Here is a 24,879-nt window from a genome sequence, read left to right as displayed (position 1 = left end):
TTCTGGCTGGAGCCGTAAATGGTAAAGAACAAACGTCCCACATTGCAGGACATTGCGGACCGGGTTGGTGCTACCAAGATGACGGTCAGCCGTTGCCTTCGTGGCGCAGACAATGTCTCCAAGCCCATGCGGGAGCGGATCTTTGCCGAAGCCGAAGCACTGGGGTATATCCCCAATCGCGCGCCGGACCTGTTGTCCAAGTCCACCAGCCACGCCATTGGTGTGTTGCTTCCGTCCCTGACCAACCAGGTCTTTGCGGATGTGATCAAGGGTGTGGAAGCGGTTACCGAGCCCGCCGGTTACCACCTGATGCTGTCTCACTACGGCTATAGCCCCGAGATTGAGGAGCGCAGCCTGTCATCGCTGCTGTCCTACAACGTGGATGGCGTGATTCTTTCCGAGAGCCAGCACACGGGCCGCACGCTGAGGATGCTTCAGACCGCTGGGGTGCCCACCGTGGAAATCATGGACACGCATTCGGCCCCGTTCGAGCAGGCTGTCGGGTTTGATAACGTCAGCGCGGCTTATGACATGGTGCGGGAGATGATCCGGCTTGGACGCAGGCGCGTGGTCTATCTCGCCGTGCGGCTGGATGCCCGTACCCTGCAACGTCAGGAAGGGTACAGCCGGGCAATGGAAGAGCAGGGGCTGACGCCAGTCACCCTGCGCAGCGAGCAACGCTCGTCTTTTAGTGTGGGTGCCACCCTGATGGCGCGGATACTGGAGGAGAATCCGGACGTTGATGGCATCTTCTGCACCAACGATGACGTTGCGATTGGTGCGTTTTTCGAGTGTCAGCGCCGGGGTATTCCGGTGCCAGAGCGGATTGCGATCGCCGGTTTCCATGGTCACGACGTTGGCCGTGTGATGGTACCTCCCCTGGCGAGTGTGATCACACCACGAGAGGCCGTGGGCCAGAGGGCGGCCCAGGAGCTGCTGGCCCGCCTGGGCGGTGCCGGCATCACCGAGCCGCGTATCGATCTGGGCTACCGGATAGAGCGTGGAGGCACGCTCTAGTTAGTCCTCGGTTTCCAGCCAGGCGGTCAGTGCCTCCCGGCACTCTTCGACTCCCCGTTTTGACGTTGCCGAGAACATAATCAGGTGCTCCACGCACTGGAACTCTTCCAACTTTTTGGCAATGCCCATCATGGCCGTTTTGGCCTGGCCAAATTTCAGCTTGTCGGCCTTGGTGGCAAGAATCATCAGTGGAAGGTTGTTATGTTCGCACCATTCCACCATCATTTGGTCGAAGTCCGTTAATGGGTGGCGTATATCCATGACCAGTACCAGCCCCCGCAGGCAGCGGCGATCATTCAGGTAGTGGCCCAGATGTTTCTGCCAGTCGTCTTTCATATCCCGGGACACTTTGGCGTAACCGTACCCGGGCAGATCGACCATCCGGCAGTTTTCCCGGTTGAGTGAGAAGAAATTGATCAGCCGGGTGCGCCCGGGGGTCTTACTGGTACGGGCCAGCTTGCCGTTGGTGGTGATGCAATTGATGGCGCTGGATTTGCCCGCGTTCGAGCGGCCGGCGAAGGCCACCTCGGAACCGTGGTCCGGAGGGCATTCCTCCAAGCGTGAGGCACTGATCAGGAACCGGGCGCTGTTGAACGAGAGGCTTTTTTGAGTCAGGTCTGATGACACGGGTGTTGGTATTCCTATTGGATTTCAGTTATCAGGGATTAATGTATAATGCTACACCAAATCCGGGCAGTACGCTGAGCGTTGCTGCTGAACAGCCCCGGTTTGTGCCTTCTTGGCCAGTGCCTGCCGGCTGCATAACGAAGAATACTTTTGGATGAGAGAAGCGGAGCGAGCATGAAAAAACTGATCGCAGGAGTTGTTCTCGGTGTTGGCCTCACAGCGATGGCTCACGGGGCGGGAGATCCTGAAGCAGGCGAAGCAAATGCAGCGGTGTGTGCCGGATGTCATGGCCAGGGTGGTGCCAAGCCGGTCATGGCGGTTTACCCGAAATTGGCGGGCATTGGCGAAGAGTATCTGTACCAGCAATTGGTTGCGATCAAGGAAGGCAAGCGTGAAATTGCCGAAATGACGGGCCTTTTGAGCGACATGTCTGACCAGGATCTGCAGGATCTTGCGGCCTATTTCGACAGTCAGGACATTACCGTGGCCCAGGCCAACCCCGATCTGGTTGAAGAGGGGCAGATGCTTTACCGCGGTGGCAACATGGCTTCTGGCGTGCCGGCGTGTGCCGGATGCCACAATCCTCGAGGCATGGGGAATGGGCCTGCCGGTTACCCCAGGCTCAGTGGTCAGAGCGCCGAGTACGTCGAAAAGCAGCTCAAGGCATATCGAGACGGTGAGCGTGATGCTGGCCAGAACGCATCCATCATGATGGATGTCGCCGCCAAGTTGACCGACTCTGAGATCAAGGCCGTTTCGAGCTACGTGTCCGGTCTTCAGTAACCTCTGACACGCGCTACGACTGAAAAAAAACCCCGCTGATGCGGGGTTTTTTATGAGTTGCTGCTGTTTAATCCATGCCCGGTGGAACTTTTCGTGCCTGCTGGGTCATAATCCTTTCACATCATCCAATCAGATAACCGGAGACCATGAATGATCCGATTAATCCGGAACGCCGCACTATCCATCCTGGCCATGTCGTTTATTGCGCAGGCCAGCGCCGCCAACTGGGAAGAAGGGACGCACTATCAGGTGCTGGACACCCCGGTGAGAACCGCCAGTGAGAGTGGTATCGAGGTGGCTGAGGTCTTCTGGTATGGCTGCCCCCACTGCTACACCTTCAAGCCGCTGGTCGAAAGCTGGGCGGAGGATCTGCCTGAAGACGTCAACTACGTGAAAATTCCTGCGGCCCTCGGCCGCTCCTGGGAACCCCATGCCAAGGCCTTTTACGCGCTGGAAGCCATGGGAGAACTGGACAAGGTTCATGACGCCCTGTTCGATGCGCTTGCGGGAGAACGCCGCCCGCTGAATTCGGGTGAAGCTCTTGCTGATTTCGTGGCCGGGCACGGTGTCGACGGCGAAGAATTCCTCAAGAATTACAACAGCTTTGGTGTTAATGCCAAAATGCAGCAGGCTCAGGCCAAGATTCGGGGTGCGCGTGTTACCGGCACACCGACTATGCTTGTGAATGGCAAGTACAGGGTTACGGCTTCCATGGCGGGTAGCCATGAAGCGGCATTGGAGGTTGTCGATTACCTGATTGAGCAGGAGCGTGCTGGTCAGGCCGAGTAAACGCATGGGCCCGGTCCGCTGGCCGTGACCGGGCCTTGTCAGGAGTCTGAGCTGCCATCATGTACAACCGTATTCGCAAGCAGCTGAATGGTATCCTCAGGTCGACGAACGGCCCGCGCGGGGCTTGTTCTGGCGATGAGCACGTTCCCGAGTTTGAGGCGCATCGTCACATCCGGCTGCTGACCTTCAATATCCAGGTCGGCATCAACACCTCCTCCTACCGCCACTACTTCACCCGGAGTTGGCAGCACTTTCTGCCTCACCGCAACCGCATCCAGAACCTGGACCGTATCGCCACCCTGCTGAGTAACTACGATGTGGTCGCCCTGCAGGAGTGTGATGGTGGCAGTCTGCGCAGTGGTTACATCAATCAGGTTCAGTATCTGGCCGAGGCTTCAGGCATTCCTTACTGGTACCAGCAGCTCAATCGGAACCTTGGGCAGCTGGCTCAGCACAGCAATGGCCTGCTGAGTCGTTATCGTCCGCTGGATGTGAAGGAGCACCGGTTGCCCGGACTGATTCCGGGGCGGGGTGCCATTATCGCCCGTTACGGGGCAGAGGAAGACCCCCTGGTGTTGGTGATGATGCACCTCTCGCTCAGCAAGGCGGCTCAGCAGCGGCAACTGGCGTATATTCAGGAATTGATTTCCGAGTATCAGCATGTGGTTCTCATGGGGGACCTGAATAACCACGCAGAGCAGTTGTTGAGCAATACGCCGCTGAAGCATTCGAACCTGGTCCCGCTGCCCGAGACGGCCCACAGTTTTCCGAGTTGGCGACCGGAGAGGGCGCTGGATCACATACTGGTCAGCCCAAGCCTGGAGATACGACGGTCAGAGGTGGTCAGCTATCCGGTGTCGGATCATTTGCCGATCGCCATGGACATCAAGTTGCCCAAAGGGTATCTGGAAACATTTTAAGGCCAGGCACAAAAAAACCCGGCCATGGCCGGGTTTCTTGGGTAACGAAAATCTTACTTGATCTTCGCTTCCTTGTACGCAACATGCTTGCGGACAACCGGATCGTACTTTTTGATCTCGATTTTTTCCGGGGTGTTACGCTTGTTCTTCTTGGTCGTGTAGAAGTGACCAGTACCTGCTGATGAAACCAGCTTGATTTTCTCGCGCATGATGCGGCTCCTTAAAATTTCTCGCCGCGGGCACGAAGATCGGCCAGCACAGCGTCAATGCCTTTTTTGTCGATAACACGCATACCCTTGGTGGATACGCGCAGCTTTACGAAGCGCTTCTCTGATTCAACCCAGAAGCGATGGTTCTGCAGGTTGGGCAGAAAACGACGACGTGAGTGGTTCATCGCGTGAGAAACGTTGTTACCGGTGACCGGTCGCTTACCGGTAACCTGACAGACTCTGGACATACTTGCCTCCGACCTGAGCTTTGGTCCTGAAAATGCGTATTTAAATCGTTTAATCGGGTCTCTGGTTGCTACCTGCGCCTCAAAAAATGCACGCTGCTCGCCAGACGCCGCCAGAAAGGGACGCTTTTATACCAGAACTGCTTCCCCAACGCAAAAATTTGTTGGGAATTTGGCCAGTTTTCCGATGAAGCGCCAACAGATTTACATCAGCCTCTTTACATCAGTCCCCGTTCTGCAAGTGATATTACCTCACCATGGCCGACAACCATATGGTCAAGAACCCTGATATCCACCAATCCCAGTGCCTCTTTCAATCTCCGAGTCAGTGAAATGTCCGACTGGCTGGGCTCTGCGACCCCTGACGGGTGGTTATGGGCGAATATAACCGCCGCTGCGTTAAACTCCAGGGCTTGCCGGACCACCTCCCTCGGGTAGACAGCTGCGCCGTCAATGGTCCCCCGGAACAACTCCTGATAGCGGATCACCCGATGCCGGTTATCCAGGAACAGGCCTGAGAAAACCTCGTGGGGGTAGGTGCCAAGGCGGCTGCACAGGAAACGACGGGTATCCTCCGGCGAGCGCAATGGGTCCCCCTGGCGAAGTGGCTCGTCCATGACCCGTCGGGCCATTTCCATAGCCGCCTGGACCTGGGCGTACTTTGCAGTACCGAGCCCTTTGACGTCGCAGAATTGCCTGCGCGAAGCGGTCATCAATCCTCGCAGGCCACCGAAGGCTTCGGTGAGATGGCGGGCGAGCGCCATCACGGGCATGCCGGCAGTGCCGGTTCGCAAAAAAATGGCCAGCAGTTCCGCGTCCGACAGGCTGTTGGCGCCGTGGGCCAGCAGGCGTTCCCTCGGGCGTTCGTCGGTGGGCCAGTCTGAATTTGACATGGTGGAGTCCTTTCTACCGTTATTGCGCGCATCCTGCGCCTTAAATACCGGGGTGGGGGTCGCCCGGTGGACGGCTGGAATTCTAGCATGGCTGTGAGGCTGCCGGCAGCGCTCTGGCATGCTATCTTATAAGCCTTTCATTTCGTGATGAATACGGAGCCGTTGATGGCCGCTAAACGAATTCTGCTGGGCGTGACCGGTGGCATCGCTGCCTACAAGAGCGCAGAACTGGTTCGCCTGCTAAAAAAATCCGGTCACGAGGTACGGGTTGTGATGACCCGTGGTGCCGAGGCCTTCGTGACACCACTGACGTTTCAGGCGCTTAGCGGTGAGCCGGTCAGAACCTCTTTGCTGGATCCGGAAGCAGAGTCCGGAATGGGGCATATCGAACTGGCAAAATGGGCCGATCAGGTAGTGATTGCGCCCGCCTCCGCGGATTTCATAGCCCGCCTGGCCCAGGGCATGGCTGACGATCTGCTGACCACGCTTTGTTGTGCCACAGAGGCCCCCATTGCAGTGGCTCCGGCGATGAATCAAGCCATGTGGGGTAATCGCCGAACCCAGAGAAACATTGAGCTGCTGGCGGCGGATGCCCAGGTGACCCTCCTGGGGCCCGACCAGGGCGCGCAGGCCTGCGGTGATGTCGGGCCGGGCCGAATGCTGGAGCCCACTGTGTTGTTTGACCTGATTTCCGGTGCCACCAAAGGCCCGCTGGCGGGCCGGCGTGTGGTTATAACCGCGGGCCCTACGCGGGAGCCGATTGACCCGGTGCGCTATATCAGCAATTACAGCTCTGGCAAAATGGGGTATGCGTTGGCCTCAGCCGCAAAAATGGCCGGTGCGGACGTCGTCCTTGTCAGTGGCCCGGTGTCCATCGAAGCGCCGGCGGGCGTTGAGGTTCGCGGTGTGACAACCGCGCAGGACATGCTGGAGTGTGCCAGTGGCGCTGTGGATGAAGGCTGCGACCTGTTTATTGCGACGGCGGCGGTGGCGGATTATCGCCCCGACAGCTGTGCCGGCGACAAGATCAAGAAAACGGATGAAGGCATGAGTCTGTCGCTGGTGCGTAATCCCGATACCCTTGCTGCCATAGCTGCGCGTGCCGATGCGCCCTTTACCGTGGGTTTTGCGGCAGAAACCCGGGACGTAGAGCATTATGCCCTCGACAAACTGACACGCAAAAAGCTGAATATGATTGTGGCCAACGACGTGTCTACGCCAGGGCTGGGTTTCAACAGTGACAGTAACGCAGTGATTGCTTTCTGGGCCCAGGGCCAGGAGGCGATCGGGCCTGACACCAAGGTGGCCATCGCTCAGCGACTGATGGCACTGATTGGCGAACACCTCAAATCAAAGGCTGGCGCAGCCGGCGCTCTGTAACAAGGAAACTCAATGACCCGCAAAACCTTTCAGGTACGCATTCTGGATGACCGGATCGGTCGTTCAGTCCCTTTTCCCGAGTATGCGACGGATGGCTCTGCAGGGTTGGACCTGCGCGCCTGTCTGGACGCACCGCTCACACTGAAGCCGGGGCAGACCGAACTGATAAAGACCGGGCTCTCGATTCACATCGCGGATACTTCGTTGGCCGCAATGATTCTTCCCCGCAGCGGTCTCGGCCACAAACATGGCATTGTGTTGGGCAATCTGGTGGGCCTGATCGATTCCGACTATCAGGGCGAGTTAATGGTTTCCTGCTGGAATCGGGGGCAAAGCGAGTTCACCATCGATGTGGGTGAGCGTATTGCGCAGCTGGTGCTGGTGCCAGTGGTACAGGCAGACTTCGAAGTGGTGTCTTCCTTTGACGCCAGCGTGCGAGGTGACGGCGGCTTTGGTTCCACGGGAACGCGATGAGGCGTCAGGCGCAGATCGCTGCTCAGGGTCTATACTTCCCTGATAATTGAAGAATTCGGGCGAATAACACCTGCAGGATGGACTATGAAGCTTGGTAAAAAGAAGAACTCTGAGGACGCTGCACCCGATGCCAAACCGGACGGGAAGCAGACAAAAAAACAGAGCAAGGAGAAAAAATCAGCCACCGGCCCACGGCATAAACGGCTGACGTCCGTTGCCGTTTCCCAGGCTGTCGTGGTGGTGCTTGCCGGCGTGGCTTCGGCAGCATTGCTGTATTTTCTGTTGGCGGTTCCGGCAGAGTCCCGTCGTTACGACAGTCAGGCTGCCCTGGAGGCAGACGCCGTGGCCGTGCGCGTCAATCAGCAGCTTGCCTTGCTGCAGTCCACGGTTGAGGGTGTCGCCGATCAGGATTATGTGCGCGCCGCCCTGAGAGGGGAGGCTTCTCTGAGTGCCGCCGCAGCAAATCTTGCCAAGGTGTTGCCGGATATTGAGGCCGTCTACCTTTTCCCCTACGGAGACATCCCCCGTACCTCCTCCGAACCCACACTGGGTTTTTCCGGCCTGGACCTTGCTCGTCGCGCCGAGACGGGGCAAAGGCTTTTCCCGGATGCGTTTCCGCGCAACGGCCAGTGGTATCTGCAGATGTCGACCCCGGTTCGCAACCCCCAGAGTCGAGCCGTCACTGGCAGTGTCCTGGTGGTGTTTGATGCTGCACGGCTGCAACCCCTGATGACCGGTGTTAACTCGGCATTGGGCGGAGAGTTTTCCCTGGTACAGTCGGTAAATGGTTCAACCCGCAACATCGTCAGCCGCGGTAGTGGCAATGGCCCGACGTACGAGCGGGATCTTATCAACCCTGACTGGAAGCTCCGATACAAACCTGCCACTGCCCCCGCGCCGCTTTTCAGTGGCACGATGGCTATTGTGTTTGCGCTGGTTCCGGCCCTGGTCGCCGCAATCATTGTCTGGGTCTTGCTCGGCAATGCCCAGAAAGGGCTGCGACAGGACGTAACGGCCGTTATCCAGTGGGCCCATAAGGTCTTTGGTGGTGAGCGGGTGAAGCCACCGACGTTGAAGTGGGACATGGTGGCGTCGACGGCTGAAGTGCTGCACCGGCTCGCCCAGATGGTGGAAAAACGGGTTGCCAAGGCCGGTGAATCGGCGCGGCCGAAACCGGGCAGTCGGCAGCCATCCCCATCAACCGCTGATGAGCCGTTGTTCCAGGACAAGGATGTACTGGACATTGATATGCTTGATGGCGATGACGATGTGCTGGGCTTCGGCGGGTCCGATGGCCTTGACGATACGCCAGACGTCGAAGAGGTCAGCCTGCCTGAGGCCGAGGTCTCAGACACCATATTCCGGGCCTACGACATTCGTGGCATTGTTGGCGATACCCTGACGGCGGATATTGTCACCGTCATCGGCCGTGCCATCGGCAGTGAGGCTATTGAGCGGGGAGTGGACAGTCTGTGCATCGGGTACGATGGCCGGCATTCCAGCCCCGACCTGGCCGATGCGCTGGCGCGGGGCGTCATGGCCACTGGATGCAACGTCATCCATGTGGGGGCCGTGCCCACCCCGGTACTCTACTTTGCGACCCACGAGCTGGATAACGGTTCCGGTGTTATGGTGACCGGCAGCCACAACCCGGCCAACTATAACGGTCTGAAGATCATGCTGGGTGGCGAAACCCTGTCCGGCGAGGCAATCCAGAAACTGCTGCAGCGAATCCGTACGGGTGACTTTGCCAGTGGCCATGGTGCCCAGTCTTCAGAGGACGTGCGCCGCGCTTATCTGGATCGTATCGTGGGTGACATTGCGGTTGCGGCGCCCTTGAAGGTGGTGCTGGATGCTGGAAATGGCATCGCAGGAGAGCTCGCACCGCTACTGATCGAAGAGTTGGGCTGCGAAGTGATACCGCTCTACTGTGAGGTGGATGGTAATTTCCCCAATCATCACCCCGATCCTGGCAAGCCGGAAAATCTGGCGGACCTTATCGAGCGCGTGAAGGCCGAAGGCGCCGATATCGGCCTGGCTTTCGATGGCGACGGCGACCGCCTGGGCGTTGTGACCAACACCGGGAAGATCATCTGGCCGGACCGCCTGCTGATGCTTTTTGCCCGGGATGTGGTGTCGCGCAACCCCGGTGCCGATGTGCTGTACGACGTAAAGTGCAGCCGTCGCCTTGCGGGTGTGATCTCCGAGGCTGGTGGCCGGCCAATCATGTGGAAAACCGGTCACTCGTTGATGAAGGCCAAGATGAAGGAATCCGGTGCCTTGCTGGCGGGTGAAATGAGCGGGCATATTTTCTTCGGCGAACGCTGGATGGGCTTTGATGACGGCTTGTACTCCGCTGCCAGATTGCTGGAAATCCTTGGCATCGAAGACCGGCACTGCGATGAGGTCTTTGAGGATTTCCCCGAAGATATCAGCACCCCGGAGCTGAACGTGGAGGTCTCCGACGAGACCAAGTTCCCATTGATGGAAAAGCTGGGCCGCGAAGGGGACTTCGGTGACGGAAACATCAGCACCATTGACGGTATCCGCGTTGAATTTACCGATGGCTGGGGCCTGTGCCGTGCTTCCAACACCACACCGGTGTTGGTACTCCGCTTCGAGGCTGAAACCGAAGAGGCGCTCGAGCGTATCAAGGCGGTGTTCCGTGAGCAGCTTCAAAAGGCGGCTCCGGACCTTGTCGCGGATTTCTGACAGCTCTGAAATAATGAACCGACTTTTCTGACTAACAAGGCAAGATGAATGGCTCTGGATCGTGAAACAGCAATGCAGGTGGCGGCCGTACTGAGTAAGGGGCTGCCCTATATCCAGCGGTTTACCGGAAAAACGGTAGTGATCAAGTACGGCGGCAACGCCATGGAAAATGAGGAGCTGAAAAGCAGCTTCGCCCGTGATGTCGTTCTGATGAAGCTGGTGGGTATCAACCCCATTGTGGTCCACGGTGGCGGCCCCCAGATCGGTGAGTTGCTCGAGCGCCTCAACATCAAATCCAATTTTGTGAACGGTATGCGCGTTACCGATAGCCAGACCATGGACGTGGTGGAAATGGTGCTGGGCGGCCAGGTTAACAAGCAGATTGTCTCGCTGATCAACTCCCATGGCGGTACAGCAGTTGGCCTGACCGGAAAGGACGCCAATCTGATCCGCGCCCGCAAGCTGGAAGTCATGAACCGTTCCGCGGAGCTGCAGCGTCCGGAAATCATTGATATCGGTCACGTGGGCGAAGTTGCCAGCGTGAACGTGGAAGTGATCGACATGCTCACCCGTAGCAATGTTATTCCGGTGATCGCTCCGATTGGTGTTGGTCCCGATGGTGCGTCCTACAACATCAACGCCGATCTGGTAGCGGGCAAGGTGGCGGAAGCCATGAAGGCAGAAAAGCTGATCCTGCTAACCAATGTGTCCGGCCTCAAGAGCAAGGAAGACAAAGTGCTGACCGGATTGACCGCAAAACAGGTCAACGAGCTGATAGACGATGGCACCATCCACGGCGGTATGCTGCCCAAGATCCGCTGCGCCCTGAGCGCTGTGGAGAATGGTGTTCGAACCTCCCACATCATTGATGGCCGCGTAGCCCATGCAACGCTGCTGGAAATCTTCACGGATGAAGGTGTCGGCACCCTGATCTCCCGTAACTGACCAATGCCGCCTGTTGCCTCGCAATGCGAGGTAACATCCTGGCGTCACGCCCCAAGAGGACCACATCATGAAGCGCCTGCTGACCTTTCTGGTTATCCTGGCCCTGATAGGCTACCTGTCGTTCAAAGGGGCGGTCTGGTGGCTGGCTGACCAGCGGCTGGCCGATGCCCAGCAGGCGATTGAGGAACTGGGCGTTATTGATCGGGGTAATATTCGCTCGGACCTCGTCGGCCGACTGGTGCTGGGTGATGGCAGCTACCAGGATTTCCGGCTTACCCGCCCGGTGGCGTTCGACCGGTTGATGTTCAATGCAGGCTCTCCGGTCGCCCTCGTGCGTGCGCTCCTGGACCCTGCTGACCTGCCCCCGCATTGGTCATTGGTGGCGGAGAACCTGAGCCTGGGTCTCGACACCAACATGTTCCGTAACTGGGTGACGGCAGCAGGCGACGCAACCCCGGCGTTGTTCTCACCGGTCTGCGGTCCTGATCATCGCCAGCAGTTGGGTAGCGGTGATCTGATGCGTCTGGGTGTCGATGGTGTGTCCGGGGAGGCTATGGTCATTCAGAGTGGCGATGGTCTCTACGCGGAGCTGACGACCGCCAACGCCGGCAGCGTGGAATTGGACTGGCCCGGCGCTCGCCTGAATCCCCTGTCATTGCCGGCCCTGCCGGAATCCACGCAGTCGCCGGTTACTGTGACATTGCGGGATGGTGGCCTGATGCGTCGTGTTGCGGCCTACTGTGCCAGGGAATCGGGTGTGGAAACCGGGGAATGGGCCGGTATCGTCATGGCAGCGTTTCGCGACTCGCTGGCGGCTCGTGGCTTTGGCGCCAGTGACCAGTTGCTGGCCCTCTACCGACAGTGGCTGACAGAAGGCGGAGAACTGACCCTGGAATTGAATCCTTCGGCACCGGTATGGGGCGTGCCTGTTCGCAGCGATGAATCCGCAGACGCCAGCCTGGCCGTCCGCTACAACCGTTCGGTGGTGCCCGATGTCTATCTTGAGCGCATCGAGCCCGCGGTGCCGGATGTGCCTCAGGAAGTGCTTGAACCGGTAGTGCCGGGAGAGGGTGCCCCGGTCGTCGATGGCTGGAACCTGGCCGACACGGAGAATGCTGAAACCTGGGTCGGGCGCACGGTGAGAGTTACGCTGGACAATGGTAATGTTGTGGAAGGCCGCCTGGTCAGCGTGGGTGACGAACGACTGGAAGTCGCACGACTGATTGATGGCGGGGAAGTGGCGTATCCGATCGCCATCAGACTGATTGCAACGTTTGAGGTCTGGCGCCAAGGCCAGGCCCGCTAGCCCCACACCGGGGCGGAGAGTGTTCTATGTCCGGATCCATCCAACACCTGCCTGGCATTCGCGAGATGCTCACCAGGCTGATTTCACAGCCGTCGATCAGCAGTGCGTCTGCCGAGTGGGATCACAGCAACGAACCGGTGGTGCGTACCCTGGCCGAATGGCTGGAGCCCATGGGGTTCAAGGTCGAGATACTGGAAGTGCCCGGATTGCCCGGAAAGTACAACCTGATCGCGACACTGGGCAGCGGCCCTGGCGGTCTGGTGCTCTCGGGCCATACCGATACCGTCCCGTTTGACGACAAGCGCTGGCAAAGCGACCCGTTTACCCTGACCGAACGGGACGACCGCTGGTATGGCCTTGGCACCTGCGACATGAAAGGCTTCTTCCCGCTGGCCATTGAAGCGGCCAAAGCCTTTGTGGACCAGGACCTGAAGCAGCCACTGATCATTCTCGCCACCGCCGACGAGGAAAGCTCCATGGATGGTGCCCGGGCGCTGGCCGAGGCCGGTCGTCCCAAGGCCCGCTATGCGGTCATCGGTGAGCCTACCGGCTTGAAGCCTGTGCGCATGCACAAGGGCATCATGATGGAGCGCCTCGTGTTCGAGGGCCAGTCCGGCCATTCCTCTGACCCGTCCCTTGGCCGCAACGCGATGGAAGGCATGCACGAAGCGCTGGGTGAACTGCTCGCGCTGCGGTCGGGGTGGCAGGCGAAATACAGCAACCCCAATTTCAAGGTTCAGTTACCCACCATGAACCTGGGTTGCATCCACGGCGGTGATAATCCTAATCGCATTTGCGCCCGCTGCGAGTTGCATTTTGATCTGCGCCCCTTGCCCGGCATGGACATGAAGGCACTGCGCCAGGAGATACTCGACACCCTGCAGCCGGTCGCCAAAAGCCGTGAGTTGTCGCTGACATTTGAGCCGTTGTTCGATGGTGTGCCGCCATTTGAAACCCCGGCCGAAGCCGAACTGGTCCGCGCCTGTGAGAAACTGACAGGCCATACTGCGGAAGCGGTAGCCTTTGCCACGGAAGCACCGTGGTTGCAGAAATTGGGTATGGAAACCCTGGTTATGGGCCCCGGCTACATCGATCAGGCACACCAACCCGATGAATTCCTGGAGTTGTCGCAGTTGGACCCGGCGGTAAAAATCCTCAAAGGATTGATCACAAGGTTCTGCCTTTGATCGTTTGGAAGGTAGCTCAGAGGTATAACGAGGGTATTGGCGGGAGACTCTCCCAAAACCGTGGAGCGCCAGGGATGGCGCGACCGAGCCCTACAGGGACGTATTCACGGGCGTGTTTTGGGAGAGTCTCCCGCCAATACCCGGAACGCTCCATAAGCTGAAAACTCGCAGGAGAAGAGTTTGAAATCGAACGAATGGTTGCATGGATTCCGCCACTCATCGCCCTATATTAATGCACACCGTGGTCGCACTGTGGTGTTGACGATTGGGGGGGATGCGATTGCCCATGACAACCTGATCAACATCATTCATGACATTGCTTTGCTAAGCAGTTTGGGTATCCGGCTCGTGGTGGCCTTCGGTGCAAGGCCCCAGATTCAGTCGCGTCTGGACGCGGCAAACGAAGAATCCACTTTCCACCGAGGCTTGCGGGTAACGCCGGAACAACAATTGACGCCGGTGCTGGAAGCCATTGGTGGGCTGCGGGCGTATCTGGAAAGCCAGTTGTCCATGGGACTGGTGAACTCACCCATGCATAACGCACGAATCAGGGTAAGCAGCGGCAACTATGTCACCGCGAGGCCGGTAGGCGTTCTGGACGGCATCGATTTTGGCTATACCGGGCAGGTTCGTCGGGTAGACGTGGCCGGAATCGAGAAATTGCTGGAGTTGGGTCATATCGTACTGCTGCCGCCGCTTGGGTATTCGCCGACCGGAGATGCCTTTAACCTGTCTTATGAAGATGTGGGTAGCCAGGTGGCCGCTGCGCTACAGGCTGAGAAGCTCATCATGTTTGCCGAGAATCAGGGGTTGCTGGATGAAAATGCCGGACTGATCCGTGAACTGTCCGCTCGTCAGGCATCTGATCGTCTGGCGGCAGGTATGGTGCAGGGGCATGATGGCGATCTGCTGCGGGCAGCCTGTGACGCCTGCGTGAAAGGTGTGCGTCGGGCTCATATTATCAGTTACGTCGATGATGGCGCGTTGCTGGAAGAGCTGTTTACCCGTGACGGTGCGGGCACGCTGGTCAGTGGTGACAACTACGAGCAGATCCGCCAGGCCCGGGTGGAGGACATTGGCGGTATTCTCGGCTTGATCCAGCCGCTGGAAGAGCAGGGCATTCTGGTGCGCCGTTCCCGGGAAATGCTGGAAACTGAAATCAGTCGGTTCGTGGTGGCTGAGCGGGACGGCACGATTGTGGGATGCGCTGCGCTTTACCATTACCCCGATGAAGGTGCGGGCGAGCTTTCATGTTTCGCCGTGGACCAGGCCTATCGCCGTGCCGGTCGCGGTGATGACATCCTGGCGATGGTTGAAAAGCTGGCCCGGGGCCAGGGCATCCAACGGTTGTTCGTGCTGACCACCCAGACCGAACACTGGTTCCGGGAACGGGGGTTCCAACCTTCCACGGTGCGTGAATTGCCGGGGCCGAAGCTGGCGTCCTACAACACCCAGCGTAACTCAAAGGTCTTCGTGAAAGCGTTGTCCTAGATCGGATAGCCGGCGCTGTCGAATGTCTTGGGACTGATCTGCCAGGGTCTCCACCGCTTTATAGAAGTCGCTGAAGTCGCCAGCATGGTCCCGGAGTAACTGTCGGAAGGCGGGCACATGCTGGTTGTACTGGCTGAACAGGGCGAGGTTGGCGTTGTTCAGTCCGGTCGGATTTTCTCCAAACGGTCCTGGCTGCTCCCAGGTTGCTGACAGGGCCAGGTAATCGTCCTGGAGGGCCTGGAACAGCTGCGCTTTCTGATGTCGGAGTTCCGTCTTGGGCAGTGTGCCCTGTTGGGCGTAGAGTGCTTCAAGCTGCCGTGATACGTCCTCGACCAGGGCGAGGGTCTGGTTGCGTTGACGTAGACGCGCCAGCGCCCTCTGGAACCCCGAACCATCGCCCTCTGTCTCCAGCCACAGCCGGAGGCCCTCCAACTCCACGGCAGTTGCGAAGCTCTCATTAAAGGCCGTATCGTCGCTTATATAGACCACGCGATGCGCCAGTTCATGGAACATCAGCGCTACCATGCGGTTGTCTGGCAACGACGTGAAGCCGGTGTGTAGAGGGTCGTCGAACCAGCCCAGGGTTGAATAGGCGGTGACACCACCAATGAACGTGTCGTAGTTGTCCGCCATGAATAATTGCTGCTCGTTCCGGGCGTTCTCCAGCTCGTAGTAGCCCCGGTAGGCCTGGCAGCCAACCACTGGATAGCACCACCGATGGGCCTGAAGGGAAAACTCCGGAACGGCCACCAGATTGACAACCACCCAGGGCCGCCCGAGCTCAGCGTACTCTGCAAAGGCGTCTCCCACCGGCAGTGCCAGACGATGCGCGGCAAACTGACGGGCTTCGTTCGCCACCAGGAGTTTCTGCTTCAACGCCGGCGGTGTTGATGGTGTGTCGATCAGTCCGGACACGGATTGCGTGGACATCATCAGTGACAGGTGGCCACTGACCGCCTGGCTGTAATAACCTAAAGTCGTACACCCTGAAAGTGTCGTTATCAGTAGCATAACGAAGTAGATCTGACTAAGCTGTTTCATAGTCCAGGCTGTTATTTTGTGGCTGGCTGGCATAGCTGCCAGACGCTATATTACAGCCATGTTCCCCCAAGTAGCAGGTAGCTACCGCTGCCTTTCAGGGATACCGGCCGGTGACAGAAACAGTTTACCCTATCGGGTCACTCGGCTTTACCAGATATCAGGTAGTTCATGGATCCGAAAGAACGTCGTTCTAGTCCCCGCCAACCGATTAAACTCGCTGCTCAGCTGGATGTAGGCAGTGGTGACAATCTACCGTGCCAGATCGCCGACTTTTGCGCGGAAGGCCTGTTTGTACGTTATTCCGGGGAAACGTCCAGAAAACTGGATCAGGTGCTCTCACGGGGTGCCGAGGAACTGGTGGTACGCTTTCGCAGCCCTGACGGCCGTAAGCGCCATGAGCTTCATGTGAATATCAGGCGGCGGATAGAGGGCGCCATGGGCGTGAGTTTTACCCGCTCCAACCCGGAAGCCGTCAGCGCCATGCTGGAGCAATGTGGTGCCAACCGTCATCAGGACCGTGCGTCACTACGGGCACCCAGTGACAAGGTCCAGTTTGTTCTGCATCAATCCGCGAAGGCGGTGATTCAGTATATTGAGCCGTTGATGGATGCCTGTCTTGTGCAGATGACAACCGCCTTGCGGGATGCTGCCCAGAAGGCCGGTAATGACCAGCAGGCGAATGAGTACATGGACGCCTCTGGCCAGCTTCAGGCCCGTCAGCGGGTCATCTGGCATCAGATGGCGCGTAGCCTGGAATCGCCACTAAAGCCTGCTCCGAAGGGGTTTCCAGGGTCTGAATTGTCGGTTGTCGACAAGGGCGAGTTCGAAGACTGGCTGACGATTCGGGTGATGGTCACGAAGGCGGATACCCAATATCGGGGTGAATTGCTTCAGCTGAAGTTGCGGCTCGATAAACTGGGCATTGCCAATTCCACGGGGCATCATAATCCGTTGGGGCCTTCGCTGATCTGTGAGTCATTCCATGTTGGCTTGAGCCAGCTCAAGGCGGATCGCGAGGTAGAAAAAGTCTGCCTGCGTGTCTTCGAAAAATCGGTGCTGATGCACCTGGGGCCGCTGTACCGGGAGTTGAACAGCATCCTGATCCGCCATGGTGTGCTGCCGGACCTGGATCTCAGCAAGTATCTCAGTGAGCAGGCGCCAAAGACATCTGAACAGAGCGAGAAAAAAACAGCTCCACCGGCGGAAGCACGGCAACCGGACGACTCTGGAACGGCGGTACAGCAGGCCCCGGCGCAAAAGAACAGCCAGCAGTCATCCCGTAAGTCGGTGACCGAGTTTCGGGGCTATGCCAGCGCCGCCCAGAACGCTTTTGCCACGGTAAAAAACCTCCTCGGTACCCTGTCTGCCAGCCGCCTGGCAAGGGGCGACGTTGCTCCTGCTGATTTTTCCCCTGGTGCGAGGGAACTGTCTGCCGGAGAGTTACAGAAGCAATTGCAGGAGCTCCAGGTACAGGCTGCGACGGTGGCTCCGGACCAGCCCTCCCTCCGCGAACGTGTCGTGGAAAGAGTGAAGGAAAGCGGTGAACATGCCCTGGGCGAAGAGCAACAGGGCACGCTGGACGTGGTGGACCGCTTCTTCAACAGTGTGGTGGAAAGCCCGAAACTCAGTGAATACGCCCAGTCGCGGATGCGCCAGCTGGAAGTGCCAGTGTTGAAAGTGGTGATGCGCGACCCGGAATTCTTCGACGACCAGGAAAGCCCGGTGCGCGGCGTGATGAACCGGCTGGCCCAGTTGGGTGTGAAAGGCGGCCGCATCAATCCGGTTGTTCAGCGGCGTATTGATGAGCTGATCCAGCGGATAGCCACCGATTTTGAACAGGATACCAGCGTGTTCGAGAACGCGGTGCAGGAGTTGGACTCGCTGATTGATCGCCAGAACCTGGTCTACCGCCGCAACGTGGAAAGGGTAACGGCAGCAGCGGAGGGCGCCCAGAAGGTTTCTGAATCCAAGAAGGCGGTTGCCCGGGTGCTGGAGCTTAAACTGGCCGGGAAAAAAGTGCCGAAAGCCGTGGTCAGTCTGCTGGATGGCGGCTGGCGAGACCTGCTGTCGCTGACCTGGATACGCCAGGGAGAGGACAGCCCTCTGTGGCAGGATTACCTCTCGGTGATCGATTCGCTGATGACCTTCGCGGAGGATCCGCAAAGCAATATCAATCTGCCCGAGCTGCTGCGGGTGATCCAGGATGGACTGGCGTCCATTTCCAGCAACCACATGCCGTCCTCCCAGATACGCGACGAGCTCAAGCAGTTTCTGGTGCGCAGCCCTGAAAACCCGCCCGAGATGGTGGAGATTCCACCGTCGAAAAGCGAGGACGACAAGCGTCAGGCAATGTCCGAGCGTGATCAGCGCAGCCTGCAGCGGTGGATCAACCGGGCACAGCAACTGCGTACCGGCGACTGGTTGCGGGATCAGGAAAAACCGGATGAGCCCCAGTATATCCGCCTGGTATGGGTAGCCCGAGGCTTCAGTCGATTTGTATTCGTCAATCATCAGGGTATGCGCGTGGTCGAGCTGGCGCTGGAGGCTTTGGCCCAACACATGCGCAAAGGCATTATCGTTCCGGACAACCAGTACGACCGGCCCCTGGTGGATGAGAGCATCGACCGGATGGTGCGTAAGGTCTATGACCAGTTGTCGTGGGCGTCCACCCATGACGAGCTGACCGGCTTGCTGGGGCGCCGCGAATTTGAACGTATGTTGGATCAGCAACTGGCCAGGCGCGAGGACCAGCGGGCTCTTGTGTTGCTGGACCTGCGGCAGTTCCGTCTGCTCAACGATACGGCCGGCTATCAGGCCGGTGATGAAGCATTGCGCAGGGTGGCTGATGTGCTTCGCAGCCATGTTGGTGATGGCATGCCGCTGGCCCGGTTCTCGGGGAACGAGTTCGCGTTTATGTTGCCGGCGGAAAACGCCCTGGACGCGTCCCGTGGGATAGTCTCAGCCATAGAAGCCATGGAATTTGTGTTCGACAGTGGCAGTTACCATCTCTCTGCCAGTGTTGGCCTGGCACCTGAGTTGCCGGCGCTGGCAAATGCCGAACGTTGGCTGAAGGCGGCGGAGGAAGCCATGAAGTCGGCCAAGAAACGCGGCCATGGCAAGGTGATGGAATACACCCTGGATGCGCATGACCATGCCCGTCAGGAGCAGATTGCAGCGAAGGTGGCCAACCTTGGGGATCTCAACGAGGAGCGTATGTTGCTGCGTTGCCAGAAGATCATCCCGCTGCACGCGCGTACGTCCATGGCAGCGCAGTATGAGGTTCTCATCAGTATGTATGGTGATGACGGCAACCTTATCACCGGCAAGGATTTTGTCCGCATGGCGGAGCGTTATGATCGCATGCAGGCGGTGGACCGCTGGGTGGTGGGGCATATGCTGGACTGGCTGCGCGACCACGCACCGGATCCGAAGCACATGGGGGGGATTTGCATCAACCTTTCTGGCCACTCGTTGAATGATCAGCAGTTGATGGAGTTTATTTACGACAAGCTGAGCCAGAAGGACGCACCCATTGAACGACTGTGGTTCGAAATAACCGAGGCCTCCGCGATCAACGACATTCAGGGCATTTCAGAATTCATTGAGGAAATGAAGGAGCTGGGATGCCGTTTCTGCCTGGGGGATTTTGGCAGTGGGCCAACGTCGTTCCAGTTCATGCGCAGCCTGCCGGTGGACATGATCAAGCTGGACAGCGCCTTCACCAGCCAACTGGACACCAGTGAAACCGATCAGGCCATGGTGAAGTCCATGGTGGATATGGCGCACTACATGAAACGGGAAGTGATTGCTTCACGGGTTGAAACCCGCGCGGTTCTCGATATGCTGACCAGTCTGGGTGTGGATTACGCTCAGGGTTTCACCATCGAAAAGCCGCGGCTGCTGACCAGCCTGGACTGACTTTCCGGACCTCCTGCTTATGTCTAAACGCCATCCGATCATCGCGGTTACCGGCTCCTCCGGCGCTGGAACCACCACTACGGGTGAGATATTCAGCCGCCTGTTTGCCAGCGAAGGGCTGCGGGCCGCCATGGTCAGTGGTGACAGCTTCCACCGCTACAACCGTGAGCAGATGGCCCGCCTCGCGGCGAAGGGGCAGTTCGGTGAACGCAATCATTTTGCCCTGGCGGCGAACCATGTCGACAAGCTGGAAGCCCTGTTCTATGACTATGGGCACACCGGCAACGGCCAGTTCCGCCAGTATGTGCATGACGAAGACCGGCGGTTGATTGAGGCCGGCCACAAACCGGGTACCTTCACCCCCTGGGGACCGCTGGCGGCGGAAACCGATCTTCTGTTCTACGAGGGGCTGCATGGGGGCGTGGTCAGCGATGCCTACAACATTGCCCAGTACGTGGATCTGTTGGTGGGAGTGGTACCGATCGTCAACCTGGAATGGATCCAGAAAATTCACCGCGACACCAACAAGCGAGGGTACTCACAGGACGCCGTCGTTCAGACCATCGTCAACCGTATGGACGATTACGTGCACGATATTGTCCCTCAGTTCGCGCACACCCATGTGAACTTCCAACGCATTCCGCTGGTGGATACCTCCAATCCTTTTGTGGTCCGCGATGTGCCGACAGAAGACGAGAGCCTGATCGTCATCCGGTTCCGAGACCCATCGGAGGTGGATTTCCCCTATCTGTTGCAAATGATTGGCGGCAGCAGCCTGTCCCGGTACGACACGCTGGTCATCCCGGGAACCAAGCTATCGCTGGCCATGGATCTGACCATGCGCCCGCTGGTGCAGGAACTGATCGCCCATAAGCCCTTTGCCTGAAGGCCTTCAGGCCGTCAGGCGGCCGTCCCTGTAGTCCCGCAGAGTCTGCTCGATCTCTTCACGACTGTTCATCACGAACGGGCCATACTGCACCACAGGCTCGCCAATCGGTTTGCCGGCAATCAGCAGCACTCGGGCTCCGTTCTTACCGGCGCCAATGTGGACACTGTCACCTTCGGAAAGAATGCTTGCCGCTGAGCGTTTCAGGGGCTGGGGGTCTGTCGCTGAATGCAGGGACGCTTCTCCGGCGTACAGATAGAGCAGGCCTTCCAGTTCCGGATCGATCGGCAGCAGGGTTTCCTGTCCCGGTTCCAGGTGGATATCTGCATACAAAGGCCGTGTGCTACAGCCGGTGACGGCGCCCTGGTGTATCTGGCCGTCAACGGTCAGCTCTCCAGCCACCAGCTTGATAACTCCACCATCGAAGGTAATGGCTGGTATTTCATCAGGCTGGATATCGCGGTAACCCGCCGGTTTCATTTTCTCCGCAGCCGGCAGATTGAGCCACAGCTGGAAACCGCGCATTTGCCCCGATTCCTGCTGGGGCATTTCAGAGTGGACAATGCCCCGCCCGGCGGTCATCCATTGCACGCCGCCATTCTTCAGGTTGCCCCGGTTACCGAGATGATCCTCGTGCAGCATGTGCCCTTCGATCATGTAGGTCACCGTTTCAAATCCGCGATGCGGATGTGACGGGAAGCCGGCCATGTAATCCTGCGGTTGGTCGGAACCGAATTCGTCCAGCATCAGGAAGGGATCGAGACGGACGTTCTGCTGCTGTCCGAGGGAGCGCTTGATACGAACGCCGGCGCCATCGGACGTTTCGGTACCGGGAATAACCTGTCTGAGGGTTCGTTCTATCATGACGGATCTCCTTCCAATGCCAAAAATCGCCGGGTTCAGGCGGTCAGGGTTTCAATGGCTCGTCCGGCCTCTTGCAGGGAATTCTCTTTTTTATCATCCCCCATATTCAGGCCCTCGGCGTAGACAAAGTGAACGTCCTTGAGGCCGATAAAACCAAGGAAGGATCGAATGAACGGCGTCTGGGAGTCGTTCGGCGTGCCGGCGTATAGGCCGCCGCGCGCCGCCAGGATGTACACCGGCCGATCTTCCAGAAGGCCAACAGGGCCGCTTGCCGTGTATCGGAAAGTGATGCCGGCACGGGCAATGTGGTCGAAATAGGCTTTCAGCACCGACGGTACACCGAAGTTGTACATCGGCACACCCATAACAATGACGTCTGCGTCGACAACTTCACTGATCAGCAAATCTGAATAATCGACGACGCCTTGCTGTGAGCCATCGCGGTCGTCCGCGTTGGTCAGGAAGGCACCGAACCGTTCGGCGTCCAGATGCGGTACCGGCTCTGCGGAGAGATCCCGATAGGTGGCCTGGATGTCGCCGTAGGTCTGCCGGAGCTGGTCCAGTGTCTGACTGACGAGTCTGGATGACTGGCCGTCCTGACCAAAAATACTTGCGGTAATAATGAGAATATTCTTCATGTTCAGAGCCTCTTGGTTGATTAGAACGCTATGAGGCTATTGAACTGCGTGACGGAAGAAGATGAAATCGGAGAATCTTGGAATGGTTGTTCAGTTAAATTGAACAAGTTGGCCCGCGCCCCGGTAAGGCGCAGGCTCAATCTTTCTGTGCGTGTTACTACTCTACGTTGCGGGAGTAGAAAATCTCCAGCATTTCCCGGCGCAGACGATCCTCGATGGACTGTGCTTCCTGGGGGTCAAGATCGCTGGCATTGACTCCGAACACATAGTTATCCAGATCGAAATTCTTGAGCATCATCTTGGTGTGGAACAGGTTTTCCTGATACACGTTGACGTCAATCATCTGGTAGGCGTTCTGGGTGTCTTCGGTCAGGTAGTTCTGGATCGAGTTGATGTCGTGGTCGATGTAGTGCTTGGTGCCGTCCACGTCGCGGGTAAAGCCGCGCACACGATAGTCCACCGTGACCACATCGGAGTCGAAGCTGTGGATCAGGTAGTTCAGTACTTTCAACGGCGAGATCAAACCGCAGGTCGACACGTCGATATCCGCCCGGAAGGTGCTGATGCCTTCGTAGGGGTGGCTCTCCGGGTAGGTATGTACTGTTACGTGGCTTTTATCCAGGTGGGCCACGATGGCATCCGGCAGGGGGCCGGGTGACTCTTCGTTGTCCGGTTCACCGTTGCTGAGTTCGTGTTCGGCAATCAGCATGGTGACAGAGGCGCCGTGGGGCTCATAGTCCTGACGGGCAATATTGAGCACGTTGGCACCGATGATCTTGACCACGTCGGTGAGGATCTGGGTCAGGCGTTCGGCATTGTACATCTCATCGATGTAGTCAATGTAAGCTTCACGTTGCTCTTCGGTCTGCGCATAACAGATGTCGTAGATGTTGAAGCTCAGTGATTTGGTCAGGTTATTGAAACCATGTAACTGTAGTTTGGTTTCCATGTTCAGCCCCCCCAATTGTCTGGAGATGAATGTCAGTGGTCATGTCTGTCTGATGCATGCCACCAAGGCCGCCACCGATAACTGACCGGATTGTTTACCTTTTGCGCAGACCGGCGGAGAAGGGTGCGTATTATGCACATCGACCTTCAATTTGGGTAGAGTACGGGGCAACATTCTAGCATCCGTAATAACCGCCGGTTTGCCACAGACTGGCAGGCCGCTGTGACCGCGTTGTGGGAACCTGTTGTTTGCCGGTTCAGGCGGTGTCGCGTATCTCATGGCTGTGGGTGATGGCAACGCCCGCCTTTTCCAGCATGATAGACGCAGAGCAGTACTTCTCGGCCGACAGGCTGACGGCCCGCTTCACCAGGTTTTCCTTGAGGTTGTTTCCGGTGACCACGAAATGCAGATGGATGCGGGTGAACACTGCCGGAACGGCGTCGGCCCGCTCCGCTTCGAGTTCGGCATGGCAGGCGGTGACGTCCTGACGGCTTTTCTGCAGAATGCTCATGACGTCGAAGGACGAGCAGCCGCCCAGCCCCATCAGCATCATTTCCATGGGGCGTGGCCCCAGGTCCTTGCCGCCATGGTCGGGTGGCCCGTCCATTTGCACCGAGTGGCCGCTGCCGCTGGTTGCCCGAAAGCTGGCGTCGCCGGTCCAGTCAATGGTTGCTTTCATCTGATTTCGCGCTCCGAGTGGGATATAACGTACGATTGGCAGCGATGCTAGCACATCCCGTCAGCACCAGCAGCCCGCTGAAAAGCAGCCCCGCTGATGTGGTCTATAATGTTTCAGGTTGCCGAAACCGGGCCATCTTGTTATAAGTTGCGCTCATAATGAATAAACCCGCAGGGAAAGCAGGGTGAATAAAAACATTGGGATCCCGCCAGTACAAAGGAGGCATGACTCGCACTATGGCCACTATCGTCAAGCCGGTTGAGCAGAAAACCAAGCATCTGGACTATTTTCTTTCGCAATGCCATCGCCGGCGTTACCCTGCCAAGAGCACCATTATTTATGCAGGGGACAAAAGCGATTCCCTGTTTTACATCGTCAAGGGCTCCGTTACCGTCATTATTGAAGACGACGATGGCCGCGAGATGATCATGGCTTACCTGAACGCTGGGGATTTCTTCGGTGAAATGGGGCTGTTCGACAACATGGATTCGCGCAGCGCCTGGGTAAAGGCGAAGACGGAGTGCGAAGTTGCCGAGATCAGCTATACCAAGTTTCGTGAAATCGCCCAGCAGGACCCCAGGGTTCTGTACTTCATCGGCGAGCAGATGGCCTCACGTCTGCGCCAGACCACCCGCAAGGTGGGTGATTTGGCTTTCCTGGACGTGACTGGACGGGTTGCCCGCACCCTGCTGGACCTGTGCAAGGAACCGGACGCCATGACCCACCCTGATGGCATGCAGATCAAGATCACCCGCCAGGAGATCGGTCGGATCGTGGGTTGCTCCCGGGAGATGGTCGGACGGGTTCTGAAAACCCTTGAAGACCAGGGCCTGGTGCGAGTCAAGGGCAAGACCATGGTGGTGTACGGTACCCGCTAAAACCGATTACCACCCTGTCCCGAAAGGCCGCTGGAACCAGCGGCCTTT

23 protein-coding genes are annotated in these 24,879 nt (G+C 58.1%); 14 read left to right on the top strand and 9 right to left on the bottom strand.

Going from position 1 to position 24,879, the window contains the following annotated elements:
- Positions 1-18: 18 nt before the first annotated feature.
- Positions 19-1,017, top strand: coding sequence for a substrate-binding domain-containing protein (locus ACTRWH_RS01630; protein WP_036210850.1), 999 nt, complete (start codon positions 19-21; stop codon positions 1,015-1,017).
- On the opposite strand, the gene yihA is transcribed toward ACTRWH_RS01630, so the two are convergent.
- The gene (gene yihA / locus ACTRWH_RS01625) at positions 1,018-1,644 is read right to left on the bottom strand and encodes a ribosome biogenesis GTP-binding protein YihA/YsxC (RefSeq protein WP_036210853.1); all 627 of its coding nucleotides are present in this window, start codon (positions 1,642-1,644) and stop codon (positions 1,018-1,020) included.
- Positions 1,645-1,818: 174 nt separating this feature from the next.
- Here yihA and ACTRWH_RS01620 point away from each other — a divergent pair, with 174 nt between their 5' ends.
- The 3 genes from ACTRWH_RS01620 (at position 1,819) to ACTRWH_RS01610 (ending at position 4,136) form a co-directional block, all read left to right on the top strand.
- On the top strand, positions 1,819-2,427 hold the full coding sequence (locus tag ACTRWH_RS01620) for a c-type cytochrome (RefSeq protein WP_036210856.1): 609 nt from the start codon (positions 1,819-1,821) through the stop codon (positions 2,425-2,427).
- Positions 2,428-2,577: 150 nt separating this feature from the next.
- A complete protein-coding gene (locus ACTRWH_RS01615; RefSeq protein ID WP_036210859.1) occupies positions 2,578-3,216 on the top strand; it encodes a thiol:disulfide interchange protein DsbA/DsbL in 639 nt (212 codons plus the stop codon).
- A 59-nt stretch (positions 3,217-3,275) separates the two neighbouring features.
- Positions 3,276-4,136 (top strand): endonuclease/exonuclease/phosphatase family protein, encoded by an 861-nt coding sequence (locus ACTRWH_RS01610; RefSeq protein ID WP_036210862.1) that lies wholly within the window; start codon positions 3,276-3,278, stop codon positions 4,134-4,136.
- Between the two features lie 53 nt (positions 4,137-4,189).
- On the opposite strand, the gene rpmG is transcribed toward ACTRWH_RS01610, so the two are convergent.
- The 3 genes from rpmG to radC all read right to left on the bottom strand — a co-directional run bounded on the left by rpmG (position 4,190) and on the right by radC (position 5,483).
- Entirely contained in the window at positions 4,190-4,345 is a 156-nt protein-coding gene (rpmG, locus tag ACTRWH_RS01605; protein ID WP_008173465.1) for a 50S ribosomal protein L33, read from the bottom strand.
- A gap of 11 nt (positions 4,346-4,356) precedes the next feature.
- Entirely contained in the window at positions 4,357-4,593 is a 237-nt protein-coding gene (gene rpmB / locus ACTRWH_RS01600; protein ID WP_027829915.1) for a 50S ribosomal protein L28, read from the bottom strand.
- A gap of 215 nt (positions 4,594-4,808) precedes the next feature.
- Positions 4,809-5,483, bottom strand: a complete 675-nt coding sequence (gene radC, locus ACTRWH_RS01595; RefSeq protein ID WP_041332512.1) for a RadC family protein — start codon at positions 5,481-5,483, stop codon at positions 4,809-4,811.
- A gap of 165 nt (positions 5,484-5,648) precedes the next feature.
- On the opposite strand from radC, the gene coaBC reads away from it, so the two are divergent.
- The 7 genes from coaBC to argA all read left to right on the top strand — a co-directional run bounded on the left by coaBC (position 5,649) and on the right by argA (position 14,978).
- Positions 5,649-6,863, top strand: coding sequence for a bifunctional phosphopantothenoylcysteine decarboxylase/phosphopantothenate--cysteine ligase CoaBC (coaBC, locus tag ACTRWH_RS01590; protein ID WP_228210049.1), 1,215 nt, complete (start codon positions 5,649-5,651; stop codon positions 6,861-6,863).
- Between the two features lie 12 nt (positions 6,864-6,875).
- Positions 6,876-7,337, top strand: a complete 462-nt coding sequence (gene dut / locus ACTRWH_RS01585) for a dUTP diphosphatase (protein WP_007153743.1) — start codon at positions 6,876-6,878, stop codon at positions 7,335-7,337.
- Between the two features lie 84 nt (positions 7,338-7,421).
- A complete protein-coding gene (locus ACTRWH_RS01580) occupies positions 7,422-10,049 on the top strand; it encodes a phosphomannomutase/phosphoglucomutase (RefSeq protein ID WP_305936488.1) in 2,628 nt (875 codons plus the stop codon).
- A gap of 48 nt (positions 10,050-10,097) precedes the next feature.
- The gene (argB, locus tag ACTRWH_RS01575) at positions 10,098-10,994 is read left to right on the top strand and encodes an acetylglutamate kinase (RefSeq protein ID WP_007153745.1); all 897 of its coding nucleotides are present in this window, start codon (positions 10,098-10,100) and stop codon (positions 10,992-10,994) included.
- Positions 10,995-11,061: 67 nt separating this feature from the next.
- Complete coding sequence (locus ACTRWH_RS01570; RefSeq protein ID WP_305936489.1) at positions 11,062-12,300, top strand: LSm family protein; 1,239 nt, start codon at positions 11,062-11,064, stop codon at positions 12,298-12,300.
- 26 nt (positions 12,301-12,326) lie between these two features.
- Positions 12,327-13,487, top strand: coding sequence for an acetylornithine deacetylase (gene argE / locus ACTRWH_RS01565; RefSeq protein WP_036210875.1), 1,161 nt, complete (start codon positions 12,327-12,329; stop codon positions 13,485-13,487).
- 180 nt (positions 13,488-13,667) lie between these two features.
- On the top strand, positions 13,668-14,978 hold the full coding sequence (argA, locus tag ACTRWH_RS01560) for an amino-acid N-acetyltransferase (RefSeq protein ID WP_036210878.1): 1,311 nt from the start codon (positions 13,668-13,670) through the stop codon (positions 14,976-14,978).
- Here the strand turns inward: argA and ACTRWH_RS01555 are convergent.
- Positions 14,949-16,019: an aminopeptidase gene (locus tag ACTRWH_RS01555; RefSeq protein WP_305936490.1), complete on the bottom strand. Its 1,071-nt coding sequence runs from the start codon at positions 16,017-16,019 to the stop codon at positions 14,949-14,951. The two genes, argA and ACTRWH_RS01555, sit on opposite strands and share 30 nt — an antisense overlap.
- A 168-nt stretch (positions 16,020-16,187) precedes the next feature.
- Here ACTRWH_RS01555 and ACTRWH_RS01550 point away from each other — a divergent pair, with 168 nt between their 5' ends.
- Together ACTRWH_RS01550 and ACTRWH_RS01545 are read left to right on the top strand one after the other, a co-directional pair.
- The gene (locus tag ACTRWH_RS01550) at positions 16,188-19,937 is read left to right on the top strand and encodes a DUF1631 family protein (protein ID WP_126811389.1); all 3,750 of its coding nucleotides are present in this window, start codon (positions 16,188-16,190) and stop codon (positions 19,935-19,937) included.
- 19 nt (positions 19,938-19,956) lie between these two features.
- Entirely contained in the window at positions 19,957-20,823 is an 867-nt protein-coding gene (locus tag ACTRWH_RS01545; RefSeq protein WP_075194216.1) for a phosphoribulokinase, read from the top strand.
- Between the two features lie 6 nt (positions 20,824-20,829).
- Here ACTRWH_RS01545 and ACTRWH_RS01540 read toward each other — a convergent pair whose 3' ends face one another.
- From ACTRWH_RS01540 to ACTRWH_RS01525, 4 genes are all read right to left on the bottom strand, one after another.
- Entirely contained in the window at positions 20,830-21,687 is an 858-nt protein-coding gene (locus ACTRWH_RS01540) for a pirin family protein (RefSeq protein ID WP_462825806.1), read from the bottom strand.
- Positions 21,688-21,722: 35 nt separating this feature from the next.
- On the bottom strand, positions 21,723-22,325 hold the full coding sequence (locus tag ACTRWH_RS01535; RefSeq protein ID WP_036210893.1) for an FMN-dependent NADH-azoreductase: 603 nt from the start codon (positions 22,323-22,325) through the stop codon (positions 21,723-21,725).
- 157 nt (positions 22,326-22,482) lie between these two features.
- Positions 22,483-23,274, bottom strand: a complete 792-nt coding sequence (gene speD / locus ACTRWH_RS01530) for an adenosylmethionine decarboxylase (RefSeq protein ID WP_036210896.1) — start codon at positions 23,272-23,274, stop codon at positions 22,483-22,485.
- Between the two features lie 256 nt (positions 23,275-23,530).
- Positions 23,531-23,953, bottom strand: a complete 423-nt coding sequence (locus ACTRWH_RS01525) for an OsmC family protein (RefSeq protein ID WP_036210899.1) — start codon at positions 23,951-23,953, stop codon at positions 23,531-23,533.
- Between the two features lie 236 nt (positions 23,954-24,189).
- Between ACTRWH_RS01525 and crp the strand changes: the two genes are divergently transcribed.
- A complete protein-coding gene (gene crp / locus ACTRWH_RS01520; RefSeq protein WP_007153756.1) occupies positions 24,190-24,831 on the top strand; it encodes a cAMP-activated global transcriptional regulator CRP in 642 nt (213 codons plus the stop codon).
- The last annotated feature ends 48 nt before the right edge of the window (positions 24,832-24,879 follow it).

The sequence above is a fragment of the Marinobacter sp. G5_S1_61_S3 genome (genome assembly GCF_054968585.1).
The sequence above is the reverse complement of the archived record's forward strand: the minus strand, read 5'-3'. Positions and strand labels throughout refer to the sequence as shown.

Coding starts and splice junctions, on each gene's coding strand:
- dut (WP_007153743.1), top strand. CDS start 6,876: ATGACCCGCAAAACCTTTCAGGTACGCATTCTGGATGACCGGATCGGT.
- speD (WP_036210896.1), bottom strand. CDS start 23,274: ATGGAAACCAAACTACAGTTACATGGTTTCAATAACCTGACCAAATCA.
- ACTRWH_RS01545 (WP_075194216.1), top strand. CDS start 19,957: ATGTCTAAACGCCATCCGATCATCGCGGTTACCGGCTCCTCCGGCGCT.
- ACTRWH_RS01525 (WP_036210899.1), bottom strand. CDS start 23,953: ATGAAAGCAACCATTGACTGGACCGGCGACGCCAGCTTTCGGGCAACC.
- rpmG (WP_008173465.1), bottom strand. CDS start 4,345: ATGCGCGAGAAAATCAAGCTGGTTTCATCAGCAGGTACTGGTCACTTC.
- ACTRWH_RS01535 (WP_036210893.1), bottom strand. CDS start 22,325: ATGAAGAATATTCTCATTATTACCGCAAGTATTTTTGGTCAGGACGGC.
- ACTRWH_RS01615 (WP_036210859.1), top strand. CDS start 2,578: ATGATCCGATTAATCCGGAACGCCGCACTATCCATCCTGGCCATGTCG.
- ACTRWH_RS01555 (WP_305936490.1), bottom strand. CDS start 16,019: ATGAAACAGCTTAGTCAGATCTACTTCGTTATGCTACTGATAACGACA.
- argB (WP_007153745.1), top strand. CDS start 10,098: ATGGCTCTGGATCGTGAAACAGCAATGCAGGTGGCGGCCGTACTGAGT.
- ACTRWH_RS01540 (WP_462825806.1), bottom strand. CDS start 21,687: ATGATAGAACGAACCCTCAGACAGGTTATTCCCGGTACCGAAACGTCC.
- ACTRWH_RS01610 (WP_036210862.1), top strand. CDS start 3,276: ATGTACAACCGTATTCGCAAGCAGCTGAATGGTATCCTCAGGTCGACG.
- argE (WP_036210875.1), top strand. CDS start 12,327: ATGTCCGGATCCATCCAACACCTGCCTGGCATTCGCGAGATGCTCACC.
- ACTRWH_RS01550 (WP_126811389.1), top strand. CDS start 16,188: ATGGATCCGAAAGAACGTCGTTCTAGTCCCCGCCAACCGATTAAACTC.
- crp (WP_007153756.1), top strand. CDS start 24,190: ATGGCCACTATCGTCAAGCCGGTTGAGCAGAAAACCAAGCATCTGGAC.
- ACTRWH_RS01630 (WP_036210850.1), top strand. CDS start 19: ATGGTAAAGAACAAACGTCCCACATTGCAGGACATTGCGGACCGGGTT.
- ACTRWH_RS01580 (WP_305936488.1), top strand. CDS start 7,422: ATGAAGCTTGGTAAAAAGAAGAACTCTGAGGACGCTGCACCCGATGCC.
- ACTRWH_RS01570 (WP_305936489.1), top strand. CDS start 11,062: ATGAAGCGCCTGCTGACCTTTCTGGTTATCCTGGCCCTGATAGGCTAC.
- rpmB (WP_027829915.1), bottom strand. CDS start 4,593: ATGTCCAGAGTCTGTCAGGTTACCGGTAAGCGACCGGTCACCGGTAAC.
- ACTRWH_RS01620 (WP_036210856.1), top strand. CDS start 1,819: ATGAAAAAACTGATCGCAGGAGTTGTTCTCGGTGTTGGCCTCACAGCG.
- radC (WP_041332512.1), bottom strand. CDS start 5,483: ATGTCAAATTCAGACTGGCCCACCGACGAACGCCCGAGGGAACGCCTG.
- coaBC (WP_228210049.1), top strand. CDS start 5,649: ATGGCCGCTAAACGAATTCTGCTGGGCGTGACCGGTGGCATCGCTGCC.